General features: G+C 67.1%; 19 protein-coding genes. 11 read left to right on the top strand and 8 right to left on the bottom strand.

Annotation, left to right across the window (positions count from 1 at the left end):
• Nucleotides 1-20 precede the first annotated feature (20 nt).
• A complete protein-coding gene (locus TX88_RS06765) occupies nucleotides 21-1,436 on the top strand; it encodes a PH domain-containing protein (protein ID WP_110918023.1) in 1,416 nt (471 codons plus the stop codon).
• 25 nt (nucleotides 1,437-1,461) lie between these two features.
• The gene (locus TX88_RS06770) at nucleotides 1,462-2,277 is read left to right on the top strand and encodes an HAD-IIA family hydrolase (RefSeq protein ID WP_044515582.1); all 816 of its coding nucleotides are present in this window, start codon (nucleotides 1,462-1,464) and stop codon (nucleotides 2,275-2,277) included.
• 92 nt (nucleotides 2,278-2,369) lie between these two features.
• Here TX88_RS06770 and TX88_RS06775 read toward each other — a convergent pair whose 3' ends face one another.
• The 4 genes from TX88_RS06775 to TX88_RS06790 all read right to left on the bottom strand — a co-directional run bounded on the left by TX88_RS06775 (nucleotide 2,370) and on the right by TX88_RS06790 (nucleotide 7,941).
• Complete coding sequence (locus tag TX88_RS06775) at nucleotides 2,370-4,568, bottom strand: DUF1214 domain-containing protein (RefSeq protein ID WP_044515584.1); 2,199 nt, start codon at nucleotides 4,566-4,568, stop codon at nucleotides 2,370-2,372.
• A gap of 117 nt (nucleotides 4,569-4,685) precedes the next feature.
• A complete protein-coding gene (locus tag TX88_RS06780; RefSeq protein WP_044515585.1) occupies nucleotides 4,686-6,392 on the bottom strand; it encodes a DEAD/DEAH box helicase in 1,707 nt (568 codons plus the stop codon).
• An 84-nt stretch (nucleotides 6,393-6,476) separates the two neighbouring features.
• Nucleotides 6,477-6,983 (bottom strand): cupin domain-containing protein, encoded by a 507-nt coding sequence (locus TX88_RS06785; protein ID WP_084621826.1) that lies wholly within the window; start codon nucleotides 6,981-6,983, stop codon nucleotides 6,477-6,479.
• Nucleotides 6,984-7,017: 34 nt separating this feature from the next.
• Nucleotides 7,018-7,941: an SDR family NAD(P)-dependent oxidoreductase gene (locus TX88_RS06790; RefSeq protein WP_044515587.1), complete on the bottom strand. Its 924-nt coding sequence runs from the start codon at nucleotides 7,939-7,941 to the stop codon at nucleotides 7,018-7,020.
• A 116-nt stretch (nucleotides 7,942-8,057) separates the two neighbouring features.
• On the opposite strand from TX88_RS06790, the gene TX88_RS06795 reads away from it, so the two are divergent.
• The 5 genes from TX88_RS06795 to TX88_RS06815 all read left to right on the top strand — a co-directional run bounded on the left by TX88_RS06795 (nucleotide 8,058) and on the right by TX88_RS06815 (nucleotide 13,190).
• Complete coding sequence (locus TX88_RS06795; RefSeq protein ID WP_044515589.1) at nucleotides 8,058-8,609, top strand: TetR/AcrR family transcriptional regulator; 552 nt, start codon at nucleotides 8,058-8,060, stop codon at nucleotides 8,607-8,609.
• A 36-nt stretch (nucleotides 8,610-8,645) separates the two neighbouring features.
• A complete protein-coding gene (locus tag TX88_RS06800; protein WP_044515590.1) occupies nucleotides 8,646-9,485 on the top strand; it encodes an LLM class F420-dependent oxidoreductase in 840 nt (279 codons plus the stop codon).
• 77 nt (nucleotides 9,486-9,562) lie between these two features.
• The gene (locus TX88_RS06805) at nucleotides 9,563-10,357 is read left to right on the top strand and encodes a polysaccharide deacetylase family protein (RefSeq protein ID WP_044515592.1); all 795 of its coding nucleotides are present in this window, start codon (nucleotides 9,563-9,565) and stop codon (nucleotides 10,355-10,357) included.
• 227 nt (nucleotides 10,358-10,584) lie between these two features.
• Nucleotides 10,585-12,210: a chaperonin GroEL gene (groL, locus tag TX88_RS06810; protein WP_044515593.1), complete on the top strand. Its 1,626-nt coding sequence runs from the start codon at nucleotides 10,585-10,587 to the stop codon at nucleotides 12,208-12,210.
• A gap of 146 nt (nucleotides 12,211-12,356) precedes the next feature.
• Entirely contained in the window at nucleotides 12,357-13,190 is an 834-nt protein-coding gene (locus tag TX88_RS06815) for an endonuclease domain-containing protein (protein WP_044515595.1), read from the top strand.
• A 77-nt stretch (nucleotides 13,191-13,267) separates the two neighbouring features.
• Here TX88_RS06815 and TX88_RS06820 read toward each other — a convergent pair whose 3' ends face one another.
• Both TX88_RS06820 and TX88_RS06825 read right to left on the bottom strand, forming a co-directional pair.
• Nucleotides 13,268-13,648 (bottom strand): hypothetical protein, encoded by a 381-nt coding sequence (locus TX88_RS06820; RefSeq protein ID WP_044515596.1) that lies wholly within the window; start codon nucleotides 13,646-13,648, stop codon nucleotides 13,268-13,270.
• Between the two features lie 43 nt (nucleotides 13,649-13,691).
• On the bottom strand, nucleotides 13,692-15,413 hold the full coding sequence (locus tag TX88_RS06825) for an N-acyl-D-amino-acid deacylase family protein (protein WP_044515598.1): 1,722 nt from the start codon (nucleotides 15,411-15,413) through the stop codon (nucleotides 13,692-13,694).
• A 98-nt stretch (nucleotides 15,414-15,511) separates the two neighbouring features.
• Here TX88_RS06825 and TX88_RS06830 point away from each other — a divergent pair, with 98 nt between their 5' ends.
• Complete coding sequence (locus TX88_RS06830) at nucleotides 15,512-15,898, top strand: VOC family protein (protein WP_044515600.1); 387 nt, start codon at nucleotides 15,512-15,514, stop codon at nucleotides 15,896-15,898.
• Between the two features lie 3 nt (nucleotides 15,899-15,901).
• Here TX88_RS06830 and TX88_RS06835 read toward each other — a convergent pair whose 3' ends face one another.
• Both TX88_RS06835 and TX88_RS06840 read right to left on the bottom strand, forming a co-directional pair.
• The gene (locus TX88_RS06835) at nucleotides 15,902-16,393 is read right to left on the bottom strand and encodes a hypothetical protein (RefSeq protein ID WP_044515601.1); all 492 of its coding nucleotides are present in this window, start codon (nucleotides 16,391-16,393) and stop codon (nucleotides 15,902-15,904) included.
• Entirely contained in the window at nucleotides 16,393-17,904 is a 1,512-nt protein-coding gene (locus TX88_RS06840) for a serine/threonine-protein kinase (protein ID WP_044515603.1), read from the bottom strand. Before TX88_RS06840 ends, TX88_RS06835 begins: the two co-directional genes overlap by 1 nt.
• A gap of 55 nt (nucleotides 17,905-17,959) precedes the next feature.
• Between TX88_RS06840 and TX88_RS06845 the strand changes: the two genes are divergently transcribed.
• The 3 genes from TX88_RS06845 to TX88_RS06855 all read left to right on the top strand — a co-directional run bounded on the left by TX88_RS06845 (nucleotide 17,960) and on the right by TX88_RS06855 (nucleotide 20,574).
• Nucleotides 17,960-18,478 carry a mycothiol transferase gene (locus TX88_RS06845; RefSeq protein ID WP_044519160.1) on the top strand — a complete coding sequence of 173 codons (519 nt, stop codon included), beginning with the start codon at nucleotides 17,960-17,962 and terminating at the stop codon, nucleotides 18,476-18,478.
• A gap of 35 nt (nucleotides 18,479-18,513) precedes the next feature.
• Nucleotides 18,514-19,047: a phosphatase PAP2 family protein gene (locus tag TX88_RS06850; RefSeq protein WP_044519161.1), complete on the top strand. Its 534-nt coding sequence runs from the start codon at nucleotides 18,514-18,516 to the stop codon at nucleotides 19,045-19,047.
• Between the two features lie 396 nt (nucleotides 19,048-19,443).
• Nucleotides 19,444-20,574: a hypothetical protein gene (locus TX88_RS06855; protein ID WP_044515605.1), complete on the top strand. Its 1,131-nt coding sequence runs from the start codon at nucleotides 19,444-19,446 to the stop codon at nucleotides 20,572-20,574.
• The last annotated feature ends 140 nt before the right edge of the window (nucleotides 20,575-20,714 follow it).

Below are 20,714 nucleotides of genomic sequence, written 5' to 3' on the forward strand. Positions count from 1 at the left end.
GGCAGCGGCTGAGCCCGCGCATGCTGCTGGTCCACCCGGTCCATGAAGTGCTGCAACAGATCCCGCTGCTGATCGGTGCGGTGGTGCTGGGCTCGGCGACCGGCAACTCGGGCTGGACCATCGCGGCGATCGCGCTGACCGTCGCCGTCGGCCTGGCGCGCTGGTTCACCACCAGCTACCGCATCGAACCGGATGAGGTGCAACTGCGCACCGGGTTGTTGCAGCGCAAGGTGCTGTCAGTGCCGCGCAACCGGATCCGGTCGGTGTCCACCGATGCCCGGCTGCTGCACCGGATGCTCGGCCTGACCGTGCTGCGGATCAGCACCGGCCAGGAGGCCAAGGGGGACACCGTGTTTGCCCTCGACGCGGTCGAGGCGCAGCAGGTGCCCCGGCTGCGCGCGATCCTGCTGGCCGACGCCGTCCCGGTCGAGGATGCACCGGCGGGCCGGGAACTGGCCCGCTGGCAGCCCTCGTGGCTGAGCTACAGCCCGCTGAGTCTCACGGGTCTGGCCATGATCGCGGCCGCGGTGGGGGTGGTCTACCAGGCGGGAGCGGGTGCGGCGCTGCAGAACTCGGATCTGGCCCAGTCCGGAATCGCGGTAGCAGAACGCCTCGGCGTCCTGATCAGTGTGGTTCTCGGTGCGGTGGTGGTCCTGACGCTTTCGGTGGTGCTCTCCGTGCTGAGGTCCTTACTCACCTACGGGAATCTGGTGCTGCGCAGAGATTCTGACGTGCTGCACCTGCAACACGGCCTGCTTCGGCTGCGGGAGCACACCTACGACATGCGACGGATGCGTGGCGGCACCCTGCGTGAGCCACTGCTGGTGCGGGCCTTCGGCGGTGCGCGCCTCGACGCGGTGATGACCGGCGTCGGCGGCGAGGGGGAGGCCTCGCTCCTGCTGCCGCCCTGCCCTTCCTCCACCGCCACGGCGGTGCTGGCCGAGCTGATCGACAATCCCGGCGTCGTGCAGGCACCGCTGGTGGCCCACGGACCGGCGGCGGTGCGCCGGCGCTGGACTCGTGCTCTGACGCCGCCCCTCCTCCTGGGTGCGGTGATCCTGGTGGTCGGGGTGCCGGTGTGGGTGTGGGTGCTGTGGGCACTGTTGGTCGGGGGCGCCGCGCTGCTGGCCGCGGACCGGGCCAGCTCCCTCGGTCATCTGGTGCGTGACGGCTGGCTGGTCGCCCGCGCCGGGAGCATCGAGCGCCGCCGCGACCACCTGGACGCTGCCGGGATCATCGGATGGACGGTGCGACAGACGTTCTTTCAGCGCCGCGCCGGGGTGGCCACCCTGATCGCGGCGACCGCCGCGGGGGAGAAGCGCTACGCCGTGATCGATGTCCCGGCGGCACAGGCCTGGTCGGTTGCCGTGGCCGCCTCACCGTGGGTGGCCGACAACGCGTGGGCATCCGGTGCGGCAGGCCCCGAGTTGCGCTGAATTTGCGGACGTTTACTGTCGCTGCATGGCTATCGGTGGAGTGTTGTTCGACATCGATGGTGTGCTGGTGACCTCCTGGCAGCCCATCGACGGCGCGGCGCAGACGTTGCGGGTGCTGGCCGAGAATCAGATCGCCCGCTCCTACCTGACCAACACCACCACGCGCACCCGCGCCCAGATCGCCGATCTGCTGACCGCGGCCGGCATGGACGTCGCCGCCGACGAGGTGATCACCGCGGCGGCGCTGACCGCCGAGTACGTGCGCGACCGTTACCCCGGCGCCCGATGTTTCCTCGTCAACAGCGGGCAGATCGGCGAGGACATGCCCGGCGTCGACGTCGTGTACTCCAGTGACTTCACCGGACCGGCCGCACCGGACACCCCGGACGTGGTGCTGCTCGGCGGGGCCGGACCGGAGTACAACCACCTCACGCTCAGCTGGGTGTACGACTGGATGGCTCAGGGGGTGCCGGTGGTGGCGATGCACCGCAGCACCGCGTGGACCACCACCGACGGACTGCGGGTGGACACCGGCATGTACCTGACCGGCATGGAGGAGACGTCGGGCCGCAAGGCCACGGCCGTGGGAAAGCCCGCTCCGGAAGGGTTCCTGGCCGCCGCCAACCGCCTCGGCGTCGACCCCGAGGAGATGTACATGATCGGCGACGACCTCAACAACGACGTCCTGGCGGCGCAGGTGGTGGGGATGGCCGGGGTGCTGGTGCGGACCGGCAAGTTCCGTCAGTCGACGCTGGACCGTTGGGCCGCAGACGAATTCGCGATGCAACCCAACTACGTCATCGACTCCGTCGCCGACCTTCCCGAACTGCTGGAGTTGTAGGGCAGCGTCGTTTTCTGCACCAGGGTCGTATTTTTCGGCGAGGGCGACCCTCACGTAGAAATCGGCGAACGTCGTCGCGGCTGCGGTGCCCGTTACACCGTGTAGCGCCTGTCGTACCCGGCCTGGCGCTCGGCGATCTGCTGGTCGCGGTCGTAGTTGAGCTGCTCGGGGTTGTAGTTGGGGTCATTCGGGTCGTTCACGATCCCCTGGACTTCCGAGATCTTCACCACCTGCGTCTTCACCGTCGGGTTGCTGGTGGAATCCGGGTCGACGCCCTGGAACCGCATGGAGATGGTGCCCTGGTTCAGCCCGCCGGTGGACACCCAGTTGGCCACGCCTGGATCGTTTTTGGACACCACGATCGTGTAGGTACCGTCCGCGTTCTTGATGGCCTGACTGTTGTTGAGGCTGGTCTGCTCGTTGCGGGTGTCGTTGGTGATGGTCCAGTCGTTGGTCACCGGCACCACGAAGTACTCGGCGTCACCCGGATCGACGGTGATGATCATCGCCTCGTCGTCTTTGAGTTGGAAGTAGCCGGCGCTCTGCAACTGGGTGGAGAGGAACTGTGCGTTGTGAGCGGGCTGCGACAAGGTGTTAGGTGCGCCTGTGGCGGTGGCCACCGACATGTAGGTGTTCTCACCGCTGATGCCGGTGACCAGCATCAGCAGGGCGGTCTCGGTGGAAGACAGCAGCAGCGGCACCCTGTCGAATGCCGGGATGACCGACACCAGGCTCATCAGGGCCGGGTTCTCCACGACCGTCTGGCCGATGAACGGGATGGCGAACCCGCCGATCTGGCTGAACAGGCTGCTCGGCGGTCCGGCGGTCTTCTCGATGGTCAGCGTCATGGGCGTCTCGGTGTTCCAGTCCCCCAAGGTGTTTCGGGTGGCCAGGATGGTCGAGTTGGACGGGGCCTGGATGTAGTTCATGCCCTGCTCGGGGTTGGCCGGCGCCGCGTCCGGGCTCACCACGATGGTGAACGTCCCGTCGTCCCTGATGCTGAGATCCTCGCCGCTGAGATTGGCTGCGGTGACGCCGTTGATGCCCGTCAGCACACTGAAATTGGCGTTGGCGGACGTGGGGTGCGTGCTCGGGTCGGCCGGGTCGTATCCGGCGACCGTCCCCTCGATCCGGTAGGTGGACGCGCCGTTGATGCCCGTGAACCGGTAGACGGTGTCGGGGTTGTCGTACCAGATCCGGGTGCCGCCCGCGTTCTGCCCGTTCCAGCTGTGCGGCGGGTTGACCTGGAGCAGCAGCTTCGGATCGTTCGAATTCAGCAGCAGGAACTCGGTTGCCGACTGGTTGGCGAACTCGGTGGCGGCCTGGTTCAGCTGTGAGAGGTTCGTGAAGTCGGGGCCACCGACGGTCGCGAAGTTCTTGGCCGCCTCGACGTACCAGGCCGCCATCAGCACCACCTTGGCCAGCTGGACGATCGGCGTGTTCACGATCTGGCTGACCTGCTGTTCGGCCTCAAGCTGGTCCTCGGTGGCCAGTGTGCTCGTCGCCGCGGCGGCCACTTCCGAGGTGGTGACTTCCGAGGCGGTGACGCTGCTTTCGACCTGTTGGGTCTCCCGCGACCGGCCGAAGAGGTCGATCGACGGGGCCTGGCCATCGCGGCGCGACCAGCCCAGCAGTGCCGCCAGGCCGAGGTCCTGGACCGGGTTCACCGGTGATTCCGGGATGCGCGGTTTGAGGCGCTCCGTCACGTTGGCCACCAGCTCGGGTATGGCCTGGGCGGATGGCGCCTGGATGTGGGGAGTCAACGCCGGAATTGCCTTGCTCACAACATCATTCGTCACGGTCTTGGTGACGACGGTCAGCGATTCCACGGGCCTGGTGTCCAGCGTGGCCGGCCGTTTGCGGGGTGCATCGGCTGTCGTGCCGATGGCGCGGGAGACCGCCTGCCGGACATTGCCGACGGCGGTCTCGACCGCGGACTTGCCGTCCTTCCCATCGGTCTTCCGGTCGGTCGATGCTGCTGACGACCGACGCTCGCCGGCCTTCGAGTTGTCCAGGGCGGACTCCACCTTGGCGGACACCTCGCCGAGTCGTTTGGCCAGCTTCTCCGGGCCCGAGACCGATGGCTTGCGGGGGCCTCGCTTGGGGGTCGAGCTATCGGACTTCGGACTGTTGGTCGCCCCTGAAGACGTTCCGGACGAGTCGCCACCGGTCCCGGCGGAGGCGATCGCGGTGCCGTTGGCAACCGCCACTCCGATTCCCAGGGTGACGGCGAGAGCGCCCACCCGCCCGATGAATCGTGCCCCTCCAGCGGTAGCGGACGTCGTCGTCATGTGCTCTCCCCCAACTGTTCTGGCTGCAACAGAACGCAATTGGCCGACTGTAACAAGTTCCAGTTCGGTCTCGGGCGAGTTTGGCGGGACTCTGATTTTTTGTCGTGCGGGCGGCTGTCAGGCCTTCAGGTCGCGCACGGCTTCGATGCGTGCCTTGAGCTGATCGGTGGTCGCGGCCGCCACCGGGGGCCCGCCGCAGATGCGGCGTAGCTCGTTGTGGATCCAGCCGTGCGGCTTGCCGGTGCGGTGATGGGCGATGGTGACCAACGCGTTGAGTTCACGGCGCAACTCGCGGATCTGACCGTGCGTGGTGCGCGGCGGCGGCGGACCGCCCGACACCGCGGCCTCGGCCGTGCGTTTGGTGAGTTGCTCATCCTGCCTGCGCCGCAACAGATCTCGCATCTGCGAGGCGTCGAGCAGGCCGGGGATGCCCAGGTAGTCGGCTTCCTCGTCGCTGCCGGCCGGGGTTGCGGTGCCGAAGGACGAGCCGTCGAAGATGACCTGGTCCAACTCGGCGTCCGCGCCGAGGGACTCGAAACCGTTCTCGAGTTCGCTCTTCTCGTCCTTGCGCTTCTCGGCGGCTTCGAGCGCCTCGTCATCGAGTCCGTCGGACTCCCGGTGCGGCTTGCCCAGCACATGATTGCGCTGGGCTTCCATCTCGCTGGCCAGCAGCAGCAGATTGGGCACCGACGGCAGGAAGATGCTGGCGGTCTCGCCGGCCCGGCGCGAGCGCACGAACCGGCCGATGGCCTGGGCGAAGAACAGCGGCGTCGACGCACTCGTCGCATACACACCGACCGACAGCCGCGGCACGTCGACGCCCTCGGACACCATGCGGACCGCGACGAGCCAACGGCTGGTGCCCTCCGAGTACTGACTGATCCGGTCAGAGGCGCCGGGATCATCGGAGAGCACCACGGTGGGTGCCTCGCCGGTGATCTTGATGAGCAGGTCGGCATAGGCCCGTGCCGTGGTCTGGTTGGTGGCGATGATCATGCCGCCGGCATCGGGCACATGCTGGCGCTTCTGCTGCAACCGTTTGTCGGCGGCCGCGATAACGGCAGGCATCCACTCGCCGGTCGGGTTCAGCGCGGTACGCCAGGCGCGTGCGGTCTGCTCGGCGGTCAGCGGCTCACCGAGCCGGGCCGAATGCTCGTCACCGGCGCTGTCACGCCAGCGTGCCTCGCCCGAATAGGCGAGGAACACCACGGGCCGGACCACTCCGTCGGCCAACGCATCGGAATAGCCGTACACGTGGTCGGCCTTCGATTGCTGGAAACCGGCGCTGTCGGTTTCGTAGTTCACGAAGGGGATCGGGCTGTCGCCGCTGCGGAACGGGGTACCGGTGAGAGACAGCCGCCGGGTCGCGTCGTCAAAGGCTTCGCGCATGGCGTCGCCCCAGCTCTTCGAGTCACCGCCGTGGTGGATCTCATCGAAGATGACGAGGGTCTTGCGGTTCTCGGTGCGTACGCGGTGCCGGGTGGGATGGCTGGCCACCTGGGCATAGGTGACGACGACGCCGTGGTACTCCGCGGAGGTCTGCGAGTTGGAATTGCTGAACTTCGGATCGAGTGCGATGCCGCTTCGCGCTGCCGACTGCGCCCACTGGATCTTGAGGTGCTCGGTGGGCACCACCACGGTGACCGCGTCGACCGTGCGGTCGTTGAGCAGCTCCGCCGCGATCCGCAGCGCAAACGTCGTCTTACCCGCGCCTGGGGTGGCGACCGCCAGGTAGTCCCGCGGTTTGGCGGTCAAATACCGCACCAGCGCCTTGCGCTGCCAGCCCCGAAGTGCCTGGGTGCTGGGCGCTGCATCAGCCCGCACCCGAGGACTCCTCTCAGTCGGAATGCAGTCTAGGCCAGCGCGTTACGCCGGCGCATCTCTGCAGGAAAGCGCCGGGCGTGTCGCTCAGAGGAAGTAGTTGTCGTTCTTGACGAACCACTCGGCGCGTTCCTCGTCGTCGAGGTCGGCCAACTGGGCGAACCCTTCGAAATACGCCTCGCGCGGCGCGCCCGGAGCAAACAACATCAAAAGCGATGTCGGCGCGTCGGTCACATTGCGGAAGCCGTGGATTCCGCCCGGTGGAACATACAGGAAGTCGCCGTGGTTGCCGTCGACCCAGTCGTTTCCGTCGTAGAGCTCGACGGTGCCCGACAGGACGAAGAATGCCTCCGACATGGTCCGGTGAAAATGCGGGCCGGGCCCGCCGCCCTGCGGGCTGATGTCGACGCGGTAGAGACCGTAATCGCCGCCGGTCTGCTGCTGGTTGGCCAGGTAGTGGTATTTCACCAGGCCCTGGGAGTCGTAGTCGGGCGGCCCGTCGCCGCGTCTGAGCCGCGCGCTGACCTCAGGCTCGTTCTCGGTGTAGCGGGGCGGGGGATAAGGGGGCACATTCCTGGGATCCCAGAGCGACACCCCGCCAGCCTAGTTGCGGCGACGGGCCATCGCGTCAGGCGCGCGCGTCCTGCAGGACCGGGAAGGTGACGCCCGTCAGGTCCTCGGACACCGACCACAGCCGGCGCTGGAGCTCGATGTCGTAGGACCGCTCGTTGGAGGTCACCAGCTTCGGGTGGCCCTTCTGCTCGCCGAGCCCGTCGGGGCCGTAGTACTGACCGCCGAGCGCGCCCGGATCCGTCGCCGCCCGCAGCGTCGGCAGCGCGCCCATGGCGGCCTCCTGGAAGAACGGACGCAGCAGGGGGACCGCGCGCTGTGCGGCGCGGGGAAGGTGGCGGGCCAATTCGGTGTCGGATCCGCCGGGGTGCGCGGCCAGGGCTGTGGTGTTCTGCCCGATCAGGCGGCGCTGCAGTTCGTAGGTGAACAGCAGGTTGGCGAGCTTGGACTGACCGTAGGCCTGGAGGCGGTTGTAGCTGCGTTCCCACTGCAGATCGTCGAACCGGATGCCGCGCGAGAAGCGGTGGCCGATGCTGCTGACGGTCACGATGCGTGAGCCGGCAACCGGCAGCAGGCGGTCGAGAAGCAGGCCGGTGAGGGCGAAGTGGCCGAGGTGGTTGGTGCCGAACTGCAGCTCGAACCCGTCTTCGGTGGTCTCCTTCGGCGGGGTCATCACGCCGGCGTTGTTGATCAGCAGGTCGATGGTGTCGTGCCCGGCCCTGATCTCGTCAGCGGCCTCCCGCACCGATTTCAGGGAGCCCAGGTCGAGGCGCTGCAGTTCGAGGTCGGCGTTCGGCACCGACCGCGAGATCCACTCGACGGCGGCCTCTCCCTTTTCCAGGTTGCGAACGGCGAGTACGACGTGGGCGCCCTTGGCGGCCAGGGCCTTGGCGGTCTCGAGCCCGAGACCGGTGTTGGCGCCGGTCACGATGGCCGTGCGGCCCGATTGATTCGGAATGTTGGCGGTGGTCCAGTTGGTCATGAGAGACTCCTAGTAGGGCTAAGCGGAGTGAGCACTCCGGTTGTGTACGAATATACGGAACGTGCGCCCCGCTTTGTCAATGATTTGTCGCCGACGGATTTGTGAGGTGATGGCGAATGCGTGCGGATGCGGCGCGGAACCGTGCCCGGGTGCTGGAGGTGGCCTACGAAACGTTCGCCGCCGATGGACTGTCCGTACCCATCGACGAGATCGCGCGCCGGGCCGGGGTCGGCGCGGGAACCATCTACCGACACTTTCCGACGAAGGACGCGTTGTTCCAGGCGGTGATCGCCGAGCGGATCCGCGGCGTCGTCGACGAGGGGCGAAGCTTGCTCGCCGAGGCCGATCCCGCCGACGCGCTGTTCATGTTCCTGCGGTCGATGGTGTTGCAGTGGGGCGCCGCCGACCGGGGACTGGTCGACGCACTCGCCGGATCGGGGATCGACGTCAACACAGTGGTTCCCGAGGCCGAGGACGAGTACCTGTCAGTCCTCGGGGACCTGCTGGCCGTGGGGCAGAAGGCGGGCACGGTCCGGCGTGATGTCACGGTCTCGGACGTGAAGGCACTTCTGGTCGGATGTCAGGCCATGCAGGCCTACAACGACGACGTGGCCGAACGGGTCACCTCGGTGGTGTTCGACGGGTTGCGGGCGAAAGGAAGACGGTGACGGCGCTCGGTCGCGCGCGGGAGTAGCGTCGGCCGAATGAAGTTCGGAATCGCGACTTTCGTCGACGACGACAGCATTGATCCGGCATCACTGGCCCGCGCGATCGAGGAGCGCGGACTCGCCTCACTGATCGTCGCCGAACACAGCCACATCCCCGTGAGCCGGGAATCCCCGTATCCGAACGGCGGCGATCTGCCGCCGTGGTACTACAACACGCTCGATCCGTTCGTCACGCTCGCCGCCGCGGCCGCGGTGACCTCCACGATCGAACTCGTCACCGGGGTCGCACTGCTCATCCAGCGTGACCCGATCCACGCCGCCAAGGAAGGCGCGAGCATCGACCTCATCTCCGGTGGGCGGTTCGTCTTCGGTGTCGGGGCCGGCTGGAACCTCGAGGAGATGCGCGATCACGGCACCGATCCGAAAACCCGTGGCGCACGGCTGGACGAGAGCATCGAGGCGGTCAAGGCGCTGTGGACCGACGAGCCGGCCGAGTATCACGGTAAGTACATCAATTTCGAGTCGTCCTATTGCCGGCCCAAGCCGGTCCGGAAACCGCACCCGCCCATCTACATCGGCGGCAATTCCGATGCCACCGTCAAACGCGTGATTCGCCATGGCGCGGGCTGGATTTCCAACCCGCTACCGAGGGACGTGTTGGCCAAGCGCATCGGACAGATGCACGACGGCGGCGCGCAGGACGTGCCGTTGATGATGTTCGGTGCACCCATCAAGCCCGACTACTGGCGTGCCGCTGAGGATCTCGGCTTCGGTCAGCTGGGGCTGTTCCTGCCGTCCGTCGGAAAGGACGAGTCGCTGCGGCTGCTCGACGACTTCGCGGCAAAGGTGCAGGAGTACCAAGCGACGACCGGCTAGTCCACGCGCCGCGTCCGCAGCCAACCCACAGCTGATCGGTCGGCTGTCATCAAGAAGCGCTCCTACCGTCGGCAAATGTGATCACCAGGCGCACATTGCTGGCGGCGACCGCGGTCGGTTCGATCGCAGCCGGGTACGCGCTGCGTCCCGGGATCTCCACTGCGCACGCCGACCCGAACGCGATCGACCCGCCGTCGGTCGCGATGACGAACAAGCGACGCACCCCCACCCAGTGGGGGATGGCGCTGCCCGGGATCACCACGTCCTTCGCTGCCGTCGGCCGCCAGATCGCGTTGACCTTCGACGCCTGTGACGGTGCCTGCGACGACGCACTGCTCGACACGCTGCAGCGCAACGGCGTGCCCGCAGTGTTGATGCTCAACTCGAAATGGCTCGACAGGAATCCGGACCGGGCGCGGCAGTTGGCCGGCAACCCGTTGTTCGAGATCGGGAACCACGGCACCCGACATGTGCCGCTGTCGGTGACCGGCCGGTCCGCCTATGGCATCGCCGGGACCCGTTCGGCCGATGAAGTGGTCAATGAGGTGTGGGGCAATCACCAGCGGTTGACGGCGCTGACCGGTCGGGCCCCGACCTGGTTCCGTCCCGGTACCGCGCACTACGACGACGTGGCCGTCGAGATCGTGCACGAACTCGGTGAGCAGCCGTTGGGGTTCACCCTCAACGCGGACAACGGAGCGACGGCGTCCGCCGCGGCGGTGCGGTCCAACGTGATGAATGCGGCCCCGGGGTCCATCGTGATCGCCCACATGAACCATCCCCAGTCCGGCACGCATGCCGGATTCGCCGACGCGATCCCCGCCATGCAGGCCGCGGGCTGGCAGTTCGTCACACCGACCGGTCGGGCCTGACGCAGTTTCGCCACGGGCGAAGGCCGGAAGCCGGAGCAACCGCCCGACAACCTTGCACTCGCCCTGGTCGAGTGCTAAGAATGCAGTTGGCACTCTCGATCAGTGAGTGCTAGGTCGGGCCGGTGAGGCCGGGGCCGCACCTGCGGGAGCACACCCCAGTCGTCCGTCGCGGGCACTGAACCCGACCAATGAACGTGCGATCCCCTATCCGGAGGAATCACTTCGCAATGGCTAAGACAATTGCGTATGACGAAGAGGCCCGTCGCGGCCTCGAGCGGGGCTTGAACAGCCTCGCCGACGCGGTAAAGGTGACGCTGGGCCCTAAGGGTCGCAACGTCGTCCTGGAGAAGAAGTGGGGCGCCCCCACGATCACCAACGATGGTGTGTCCATCGCCAAGGAGATCGAGCTGGAGGACCCGTACGAGAAGATCGGCGCCGAGCTGGTCAAAGAGGTCGCCAAGAAGACTGACGACGTCGCGGGCGACGGCACCACCACCGCCACCGTTCTGGCCCAGGCCCTGGTTCGCGAAGGTCTGCGCAACGTCGCTGCCGGCGCCAACCCGCTCGGCCTGAAGCGCGGCATCGAGAAGGCCGTCGAGAAGGTCACCGAGACCCTCCTGAAGTCCGCCAAGGAGGTGGAGACCAAGGAGCAGATCGCTGCCACCGCCGGTATCTCCGCCGGAGACCAGTCCATCGGCGACCTGATCGCCGAGGCCATGGACAAGGTCGGCAACGAGGGTGTCATCACCGTCGAGGAGAGCAACACCTTCGGTCTCCAGCTGGAGCTCACCGAGGGCATGCGCTTCGACAAGGGCTACATCTCGGGTTACTTCGTGACCGACGCCGAGCGTCAGGAAGCGGTCCTCGAGGATCCCTACATCCTGCTGGTCTCCTCGAAGGTCTCGACCGTCAAGGACCTGCTGCCCCTGCTGGAGAAGGTCATCCAGTCCGGCAAGCCGCTGCTGATCATCGCCGAGGACGTCGAGGGCGAAGCCCTGTCGACCCTGGTGGTCAACAAGATCCGTGGCACCTTCAAGTCTGTGGCCGTCAAGGCTCCGGGCTTCGGTGACCGCCGCAAGGCCATGCTGCAGGACATCGCCATCCTCACCGGTGGCCAGGTCATCAGCGAAGAGGTCGGCCTCTCGCTGGAGACCGCCGATGTCGCGCTGCTGGGCCAGGCCCGCAAGGTCGTCGTCACCAAGGACGAGACCACCGTCATCGAGGGTGCCGGCGATGCCGACGCGATCCAGGGCCGTGTCGCCCAGATCCGCGCCGAGATCGAGAACAGCGACTCCGACTACGACCGCGAGAAGCTGCAGGAGCGCCTGGCCAAGCTGGCCGGCGGTGTTGCGGTGATCAAGGCCGGAGCTGCCACCGAGGTGGAGCTCAAGGAGCGCAAGCACCGCATCGAGGACGCCGTTCGCAATGCGAAGGCTGCCGTCGAAGAGGGCATCGTCGCCGGTGGTGGCGTGGCCCTGCTGCAGTCGGCTCCGTCGCTGGAGGAGCTTTCGCTCACCGGTGATGAGGCCACTGGCGCCAACATCGTGCGCGTCTCGCTGTCGGCCCCGCTGAAGCAGATCGCCTTCAACGGTGGTCTGGAGCCGGGCGTCGTCGCCGAGAAGGTGTCGAACCTGCCTGCGGGTCACGGCCTGAACGCCGCGACCGGTGAGTACGAGGACCTGCTGGCCGCCGGCGTTGCCGACCCGGTCAAGGTCACCCGCTCGGCGCTGCAGAACGCGGCGTCCATCGCGGCGCTGTTCCTCACCACCGAGGCTGTCGTCGCCGACAAGCCGGAGAAGGCCGGAGCGCCCGCGGGCGATCCGACCGGTGGCATGGGCGGTATGGACTTCTAAGAAGTCGCAACGTAAACAGCCCTGGCGCGCTCCGCGTGCCAGGGCTGTTTCGTTGCGTATCCCCAGCGTGGCGTTCATGCACAGCAATCCGCGAATTTCCGTGCACGGGCGTCACATTCGTCGGCATGGTTCGCAAGCCTGCGGCCATGGAACCCTTCATCGGAAGTGCCGCGGTGCGCCGGGGCGAATTGACTCGTCGGGGGCTGGCCCGCCGTCACGTCGCGCTGTACCGGGACGTGTATGTCAGGAGCGACCTCGAACTGACCGCCCGGATCAGAGCACAAGCGGCCTGGCTGTCCACCGGTGCGACGCTCGCCGGGCTCTCTGCCGCGGCGGTGCTGGGCACCAAGTGGCTGAGGCCCGATGGGCCTGCGGAGATCATTCGCGCTGACCGGCGCGCGCCCGCGGGGATGGTCGTGCACTCCTGGGCACTCGGCCCCGCTGAGACGTGCACGGTCGCCGGAATGGATGTCACGACCCCGGCTCGCACGGCCTTCGACCTCGGTCGGCTGTACCGTCCCGAACTCGCGGTGCCCCTCGTGGACGCGCTGCTCAACGCCACGAGCATCAAACCTGCCGACGTGCTCGCCGTGGCCGATGCTCATCCGGGCTGCCGAGGTGTCGCGCGATTACGTTCGGTGCTGCCCTTGTTCGACGGTGGTGCCGAGTCCCCTCAGGAGAGCAGGCTGCGGCTGATCATCGTTCGCGGCGGCTTACCGACTCCTGAGACCCAGATCGAGTTTCGTGACCTGCGCATCCGGGTTGACCTGGGGTGGCGGGAATGGAAGGTGGCCGTCGAGTATGACGGCGTTCAACACTGGACTGATCGGCGGCAGCGATCCTGGGACATCGACCGCATCGCGTTGCTGGAGGAGGCCGGATGGGCCGTTGTGCGGGTCAGCGCGGAGATGATGTCCCGCCCGCACGTCATCGTCGAACGCGTGCGGGCGAAGCTGCGGGCCGCCGGCTGCCCGGTCTGACGACGAGTGTGACTCCTGTGCACGGATTTTGGCGCAAATGCGGGCATAAACGCCACGCTCGGCACGAAACCGTGGTGTCAGTTCTCCGACAGGACGATGCAGTCGCTGTCGCATTTGCCGGGTGGGCCGGGCTGGGCCGCCCGGCGATGCAGTACCGCGCGGCTGGGCACGATCTGATGCGTCTCGTCCCCGGCGGTGCCGGCCTGGCCACGCCCGTCCACGATCAACGAATACCCACCGGGCTGACGCGGCGGGCAGACCAGCGTCGCGTGCTCGTGGGACGCGAGGTTTCTACGGGTGTGCCCTCCGACCGGGCCGACGTGAATTACCCCGTTGACCAGGTGTGGCTCCACCGCGACGGTGTGTGCGTGGTAGTTGTCGTCGACCGTGACGAGGTAGGCGAACGTGTAGTCCGCCAGCTTGTCGGCCAGCTGGTTGAGATCCACTTTCACGCTCATGACGTGAGAATAGGCCGGTACGCGCGCCGTCGTGGGAGACCTGTCACATGGGTGCAGGTTGTTTGCCGCGGACGAGCCGACCGGGACGCGCCTCCGTGGGGACACCGTTCTCGGCGATGATCTCACCGGACACGACGGTCGCGACGTAACCGTCCGCCGTCTGGTCGAGGCGCCGCCCGCCGCCGGGCAGGTCATAGGCGACGACCGGCCGGTGCAACCGCAGCGCCGCATGGTCGATGACGTTGAAATCAGCCTTGTAGCCCAAAGCAATTCGACCGCGATCGGCCAGCCCGGCCACCCGGGCCGGCACCGATGTCAGTTCCCGAACGGCATCCGCGACGGTCAGCATCCCCGCACCCCGGTCACGTACCCAGTGCGTCAGCAGGTAGGTGGGGAAGCTCGCGTCGCAGATCATCCCGTAATGCGCGCCGCCGTCGCCGAGGCCGAGGATGACGTCGTCGCGGCGGATCAACTCGGCGACGGTGTCGAGGGAGTTGTCACGGAAGTTGGCCAGCGTGACCAGCAGCATCGCGTGCCCGTCGTCGTCGAGCAGGCGGTCGTAGGCCTCCTCGAGCGGGTCGACGTCGCGGGCCCGCGCGCGGGCACCGATCGAGTTCGACGGATCGGGCTCGTAGTCGGGCTGCTCACCCAGCGGGTACATGTAGTCCCAGGCCTGCACCGCGAACATCAGCGGGTGCCCGTCGCTGGCCGCGGAATCGCTCAGAATCCGTTGGCGGACTTCGGGTTTACGCATCTCGGCGACCCGCTCGGAAAGCGGCAGGTGGGCGATCTCGCGGTAGCTCGGGTAGAGCACGAACGGATTGCCCGACAGCTCTAGGCCGAGCACCAGCCCGATCGGCCGGGGAAAGATCTGTGCAGAGATACTGCCGCCGTTGTTGTTTGCCTTCTCCACCATCCGCAGCGCGTCCTCGAAGAACGGCGGCCCGGCATTGCCGATCGCCAGCGTGAACGTGACGGGCAAGCCCACGTCGGCGGCGACGTCGAAAACCGTCTGCAGTGCCGGTTCGTAGTCGCCCGCGACCAGATCGGGCACGAACTGGATCAGGCCGCCACCGGCGTCGTCCACGCCCCGGGCGATCGCCTCGATCTCCGCGTAGCCGGCGTCGTAACTGGGAATCGGCCTGCCGCTCTCGGTCTTGTGGATCGTCAGCCTCGACGAGGCGAATCCCAGTGCTCCGCAGTTCACGGCCTCGGCGGCGAGCTTGCGCATGAGCGCCAGATCCTCGGTCGTGGCCGGTTCCCGGTCGACGCCGCGCCGGCCCATCACGTACACCCGCAGCGGGGAGTGCGGCAGGAACGCCGCCACGTCGATGTCGAGCCGGCGGGACCCCAAGGCGTCGAGGAACTCGGGGAACGTCTCCCACGTCCACGGCAGACCGTCGACCATGACGACCCCGGGGATGTCCTCCACACCGGCCATCACGTCGACCAGCACGTCGTGATCGTCGGGGCGGCACGGAGCGAACCCGACGCCGCAGTTGCCCATCACGGCCGTGGTGACCCCGTGCGCCGAGGACGGGTTGAGCCGGTCCGACCAGATCGCCTGACCGTCGTAGTGCGTGTGCAGGTCGACGAAACCGGGGGTGACCAAGAGCCCGGTGGCATCGATCTCGCGGTCGGCGGTCCCGGCCACGGACCCGATCTCGACGATGACGCCGTCGCGCACCGCGACATCGCCCACGTAGGGCTCGCCACCCAGGCCATCGACGATGGTGCCGCCGCGGATACACAGGTCGTAGCTCATCTAACTAACCTACGACTCCCAGCTGTGAATGCCCATGGGGTTGGCCGAAATTCGTGACACTTCGCGGCTTTGTCGGTGGGCCGTGCCAGGATCAGCGAGTGATCGATCACTTCGGCATCAACTGCACCGATTTCACCAAGGCCAGCGAGTTCTACGACACCGTGCTGGGTGTCCTGGGCTACTCCCGGCAGATGGACTACGGCGTGGCCATCGGCTACGGCAGTGAAGGCAAGCCCGACTTCTGGATCGCCGACGCCAGCGCCGGCGAGGCCGGCGGGCCCAACCGGGAGATCCATGTGGCGTTCCATGCGGCCGACACCGATGCGGTCCAGGCGTTCTATGACGCCGCGCTGAAACTGGGGGCCGAGTCGCTGCACGCGCCACGTCTGTGGCCCGAGTACCACCCGGGCTATTACGGCGCGTTCGTCCGCGATCCCGACGGTAACAACGTCGAGGCGGTGTTCCACGGAGCCGCCGCGCAGTAGCCGCTAGAGCTGCTCCAGCTCCGAGATCAGCCAGTCACCGTCGACGCGGGTGAGGCTGACCCGGTACGCCAGCGCGTCCTTGGTCGGTTCGCCGCCACCCGCGGTCTCGGTCTTCTGGTCGACGAACGCCACCACCATGGCCTCGTCGGCAGACAGCGACTCCACGCCGGTGTTACGGACCGTCGCGGTCTGGGTGACGTTGTCCGGCTTCGTGCGGATCGTCTTGCGGTAGTCGTCGACCGCCGAGCCGGTCAGCAGTTCGCTGACCGTATCGATGTCACCCCGGCTGGTCGTGGGAGTGAAGCTCAGCACCTTGACCACGTTGGTGGCCACGAACTCGGTGACCTGCTCGCGCGCATGGTCGTCGTCGGCGACGGGCGCGGGCGCCGGCCGGCTCTTGACCGACAGCTGCCAGGAACCCAGGCCGATGGCGACGATGATGCCGACGACGAGGCCGGCGACCAGCAGCGTCCAGCCGCGTGTGCGTGTCCCCATCAGTTCACGAACTCCAGCTTCGAGGCCTTGTAGGCGCCGTCGACATGTTCGACGGTGACCCGCACCCGTTGCAGTGAGACCACGCCGACCCGGTTGCTCGTGACGGTCACCTTGGTGTCGACGGTGACGAGCACGACCGCTTCATCGGAGAACAGCGATTCGACGCCGGCCCCCGTGACCGTCCCGTCGGTCTTGACGCCCAGTTCCTGGGCCTTGCGTTTGATCTGCGGCGCCTGGCTCTTCAGGTCGGCGCGAAACTCATCGGTGGCGCCGTCCATGATCGCCTGGAGATCGCTGTCGGCCGTGTCGGCGCTGACGGTGACGGTGTGCAGCGCGAAGGTCTGAGCTGCGTCGAGGTACGGCTGCCACGACGGTGTGCTGCGCGGCGCCGGGGCGGCCCGGACGAACTGGCTGATCGCGAAGCCGAGGGCACACACCAGCAGTACCGCCAGCACACCCGGCACCACACGCCTTGCGGCGGTGGGCTTCTGGGGGTGGCGGGGTTGAGGGATCGGGCTGGGGCCCGACCAGGTGGGGGACTGGTGCGGCGCGCTGACCACCGGGGGCCCGGGTGCCGTGAAGGCCGGAGCCGTGAAGACCCGCGGGGGTTCCGTCGACACCGGTCGCGGCGACACCGGCTGCACCGTGGGCGGGCGCTGCGTGACCGGGGCGGTCGCGCGGGCGTCGGCGAGCGCCTTCGCGAAATCGCCGCACCGCGCATAGCGGCCGTCGCGGTCCTTGGCCATGCCCTTGAGCATCACCTCGTCCAGGTAGGCCAGTTCGGGACGATTGCTGCGCAGGCTGGGCGGGAGCTCGTTGAGTTGCTTGCTGATGACCACGGCGGGATTGGAATGGTGGAACGGCGAATGCCCGGCCAGGAGCTGAAATGCACTGGCCGCCAAGGCGTATTGGTCGGCCCGTCCGTCCATCGTCTGCCCCAGGAGCTGCTCGGGGGCGGAGTAGGCCATCGAGCCGACGGCCATGTTGGTGGCGGTGATCCCGCTGATGTCGTCGATCCGGCGAGCAACACCGAAGTCGGCCAACAGAATTCGTCGGCGAGCGACTTCCGGCCCGGTCAGCAGGATGTTGGCGGGCTTGACGTCGCGGTGTAACAGGTGGCGGTCGTGTGCGTAGTCGAGAGCTTCGGCGATCGCGGTGACGATCTCGACGGCCTCGGGCAGGGGCATGCCGGAGGGGTGCCGATCGCGTACGTACCGGGCGGCGTCGGTGCCGTCGACGTAGTCCATCGCGATCCACAGCTGCCCCTCGTACTCGCCGCGATCGTGCAGGCCCACGATGTGGGGATGCCAGAGCGAGGAGGCGATGTCGGCTTCGCGGTTGAACCGGTCACGGTACTGGGCGTCGCCGGTGAGCGAGGCCGGCAGGATCTTGAGCGCGTCTTCGCGGGGTAGGCGCGGATGCTGCGCCAGATACACCTCGCCCATGCCGCCTGAGCCGAGTAGACGCTGAATCGTGTACCCGGCGAACACGTCGCCGGTATTCAACGGCATGCCCGTGATCGTAGTCGGGACGGTGCCGGGGCGGTTCGCGAGTAGCGTCGAGGTCATGGCTGCCGCTGATTCCGATGCCGTCCGAGAATTGCTGCGCGACGCGTTCACCCGGCTCATCGAGCATGTCGACGATCTCACCGATGGGCTGACAGAAGAGGTCTCGAGTTACCGCCCCACCCCGCAGGCCAACAGCATCGCGTGGCTGATCTGGCACAGCGCCCGCTGCCAGGACCTGCAGTTGTGTGACGTCGCCGGCATCGAGCAGGTCTGGACGCGTGATGGCTGGAAGGACCGGTTCGGGCTGGACCTGCCGGCCGGTGACATCGGGTACGGGCACACCCCCGACGACGTTGCGAAGGTGCACGCATCCGCCGAACTGCTGGCGGGGTACTACCTGGCGGTGCACAAGGTGACGCTGGCCTACATCGCCGGCGTGACCTCCGAAGATCTCGGCCGCATCGTCGATACGCGATGGGATCCGCCGGTGACGGCGAGCGCGCGGTTGGTCAGCATCATCGACGACTGCGCTCAGCATCTCGGCCAGGCGGCGTACCTGCGCGGCATCATCCCTTGATCACCCGGTGGTGGCCGCTGATCGGCGTCACCGGGATGGTGCTGCTCGGCTGGGCGGTCCGCGGCGCACCGCAACCGGTCGACAGCTGGTTTCAACGGCTCGGCAGCGACTTGGGTTCGCGTGCGACGGTTTTCCTCGGCATCACCACACCGGCGGTGCTGATTGTCGCGTTGCTCGTCGGCATCGTCGTGGCCATCCGGCAGCACCGGAAGCGGCTGGCGCTCGCCATGGTGGTGAGCCCCCTGGTGGCCATCGCCATCGTGCGGGTCTGCAAGCCCATCTTCGGCAGGGAGAAGGGGGGTGCGCTGGCCTACCCCAGCGGCCACACCACCTTCCTCGTGGTGGTGGCGGGGCTGCTCGTCCTGGTGGCAGGCGTGGGGCTGTGGTCGCTTGTCCTCGCGGCGGGCGCCATCCTGCTCGGCATGGTCGGCCTGGCAATGACTTTTCACTACTTCACGGACACCGTCGGCGGAGTGTTGCTGGGCACTTCGGTGGTGTGCACCGCCGCGGTTTTCGCAGGTGATGGGCAGGGCGACCAGGTGAGCAGCGCCTCTCCGGATTTTCGCTGAGCGATCACCTGTCTGGTCCGGACTTTTTGGCGTATCGGCAACTTGCGTCACACAAATCACGATCACGACGCCGTGAGTGTCGGTGATCTTGAATTTCGGCGGCGGCCTAACTGCCAAGTATCACTTGATCATTCGAATGAGCTGGCCGACCCGCACGGTTGCGTGCTGCAAGACTTTCGCTTTCCCTTCGGTGCGGTAGCAAACTTCAAGATCGATGGGTGAGCTGGCTTGATGGCTACATCTGAGACGTTGCGGCAACAGTGCTGAACGACCGCTTAGTTGCATACGCAAAGACACCCTGAGAAAAACCTGAGAAATCGTTTTCGTCGGCGTAATTTGCTGCGGGAGCGGGCCGACGGCCAGCCCAAATCGCAAGTCAACGAGGGGGTTTCATCTATGAACAGTCGTGTCTCGAGCGGCCTGACCGCGTGCGTTGCCATTGCCGGCGCCGGCGCCATCGCGATCACTCCGGTGGTGGCGTCGACGCCTACGCCGCCGCGCGTCGTCGATGCCCAGGCCGCGCTGATGGCCGACTTCACCGGCATGAATCAAGCGGGATTGGCGTTCCTGGCCGCTCAACGTCTGGCCGATCAGCTCGTGCAGGCGCCGTTCGTCCCGCTGGTCCTTGCCGCGCAGCTCGCGGCCGGCGACAACGCGAGGCTGTACTCACAGATCCGGCAGATCGTCGACTCGCCGGTGTACGTCGCCGATCCCGTCATCGAGGCGATCGCGATCACGTTGCCCGAAGGGTTCGGCGGGGGCTCGGATCACGTGACCAACACCTCGGCCGGAGACGGCGCCTTCATGCAGTTCCGCAACAACGAACTCCTCGGGTTCCGGGATGCCGTCAATGCCCAGGTCGCCGGAGCGCTCGGGGTAAGCCCGACAGTGCTCAACGACAACTACGCCGCGGAACTCGCCGGCGGCGTGCAGGAGTCGGCGGTGCGCAGCGTCAACGGCGTCGTGCTCGGGGCGGTCGGCCTGGTGGCCGTCGCGCAGGCGATGGCGTCCGGCGACAACCTTGAGGTCTACAAGGCTGTGAAGGAGTACATCGACGCCCCGATGTGGGCCGCGGATCCGGTCATCGAGGGGCTTGCCGAAGCGCTCCCGGTGTCGCTCGGTGGCGGCACGAATCACGACCCGACCGACCCGACCGGCGATGGCGCCCTGATGCAGTTCCGCAACACGCAACTGATCGGTGCACGCGATTCCGTCCGGGTTGCCGCCGCCAAGGTGCTCGGCGTCGGAGACAAAGTGGACAGCACCGGCAACGTGATCACCAACAATCTCAACCGGAGCCAGCTGCTGTCGGCCACCGACGACAAGTCCGACACCGACTCGAAGGCGAACAACCTCAAGCCTCACGTCACCACCCTCAACGCCCAGCTCAACGACACCAAGGACAAGGCCGGGAAACGGGCGGACAAGGCCAAGGCGAACGTGGACCGGGTTGTGAAGAAGGTCAAGCAAGCCGCCGAAAAGACGGCCAAGAAGCTCAGCCCGAAGAAGGCGAGCTCAGAGGACTGAAGTTTCGGGGGAGAGGCGGCGTGTGGCGACTTGGGGGGTCGTCACACGCCGTCGCATTTGATCTGGGGCGCGTGATCGGGCCACCGTTGCTGTCGTTCACTTGACAGGTGTCAACCCCGGTGCGACGTGCGTCACACACG

This window comes from Mycolicibacterium septicum DSM 44393, assembly GCF_000455325.1.
Taxonomy (GTDB): Bacteria; Actinomycetota; Actinomycetes; order Mycobacteriales; family Mycobacteriaceae; genus Mycobacterium; species Mycobacterium septicum.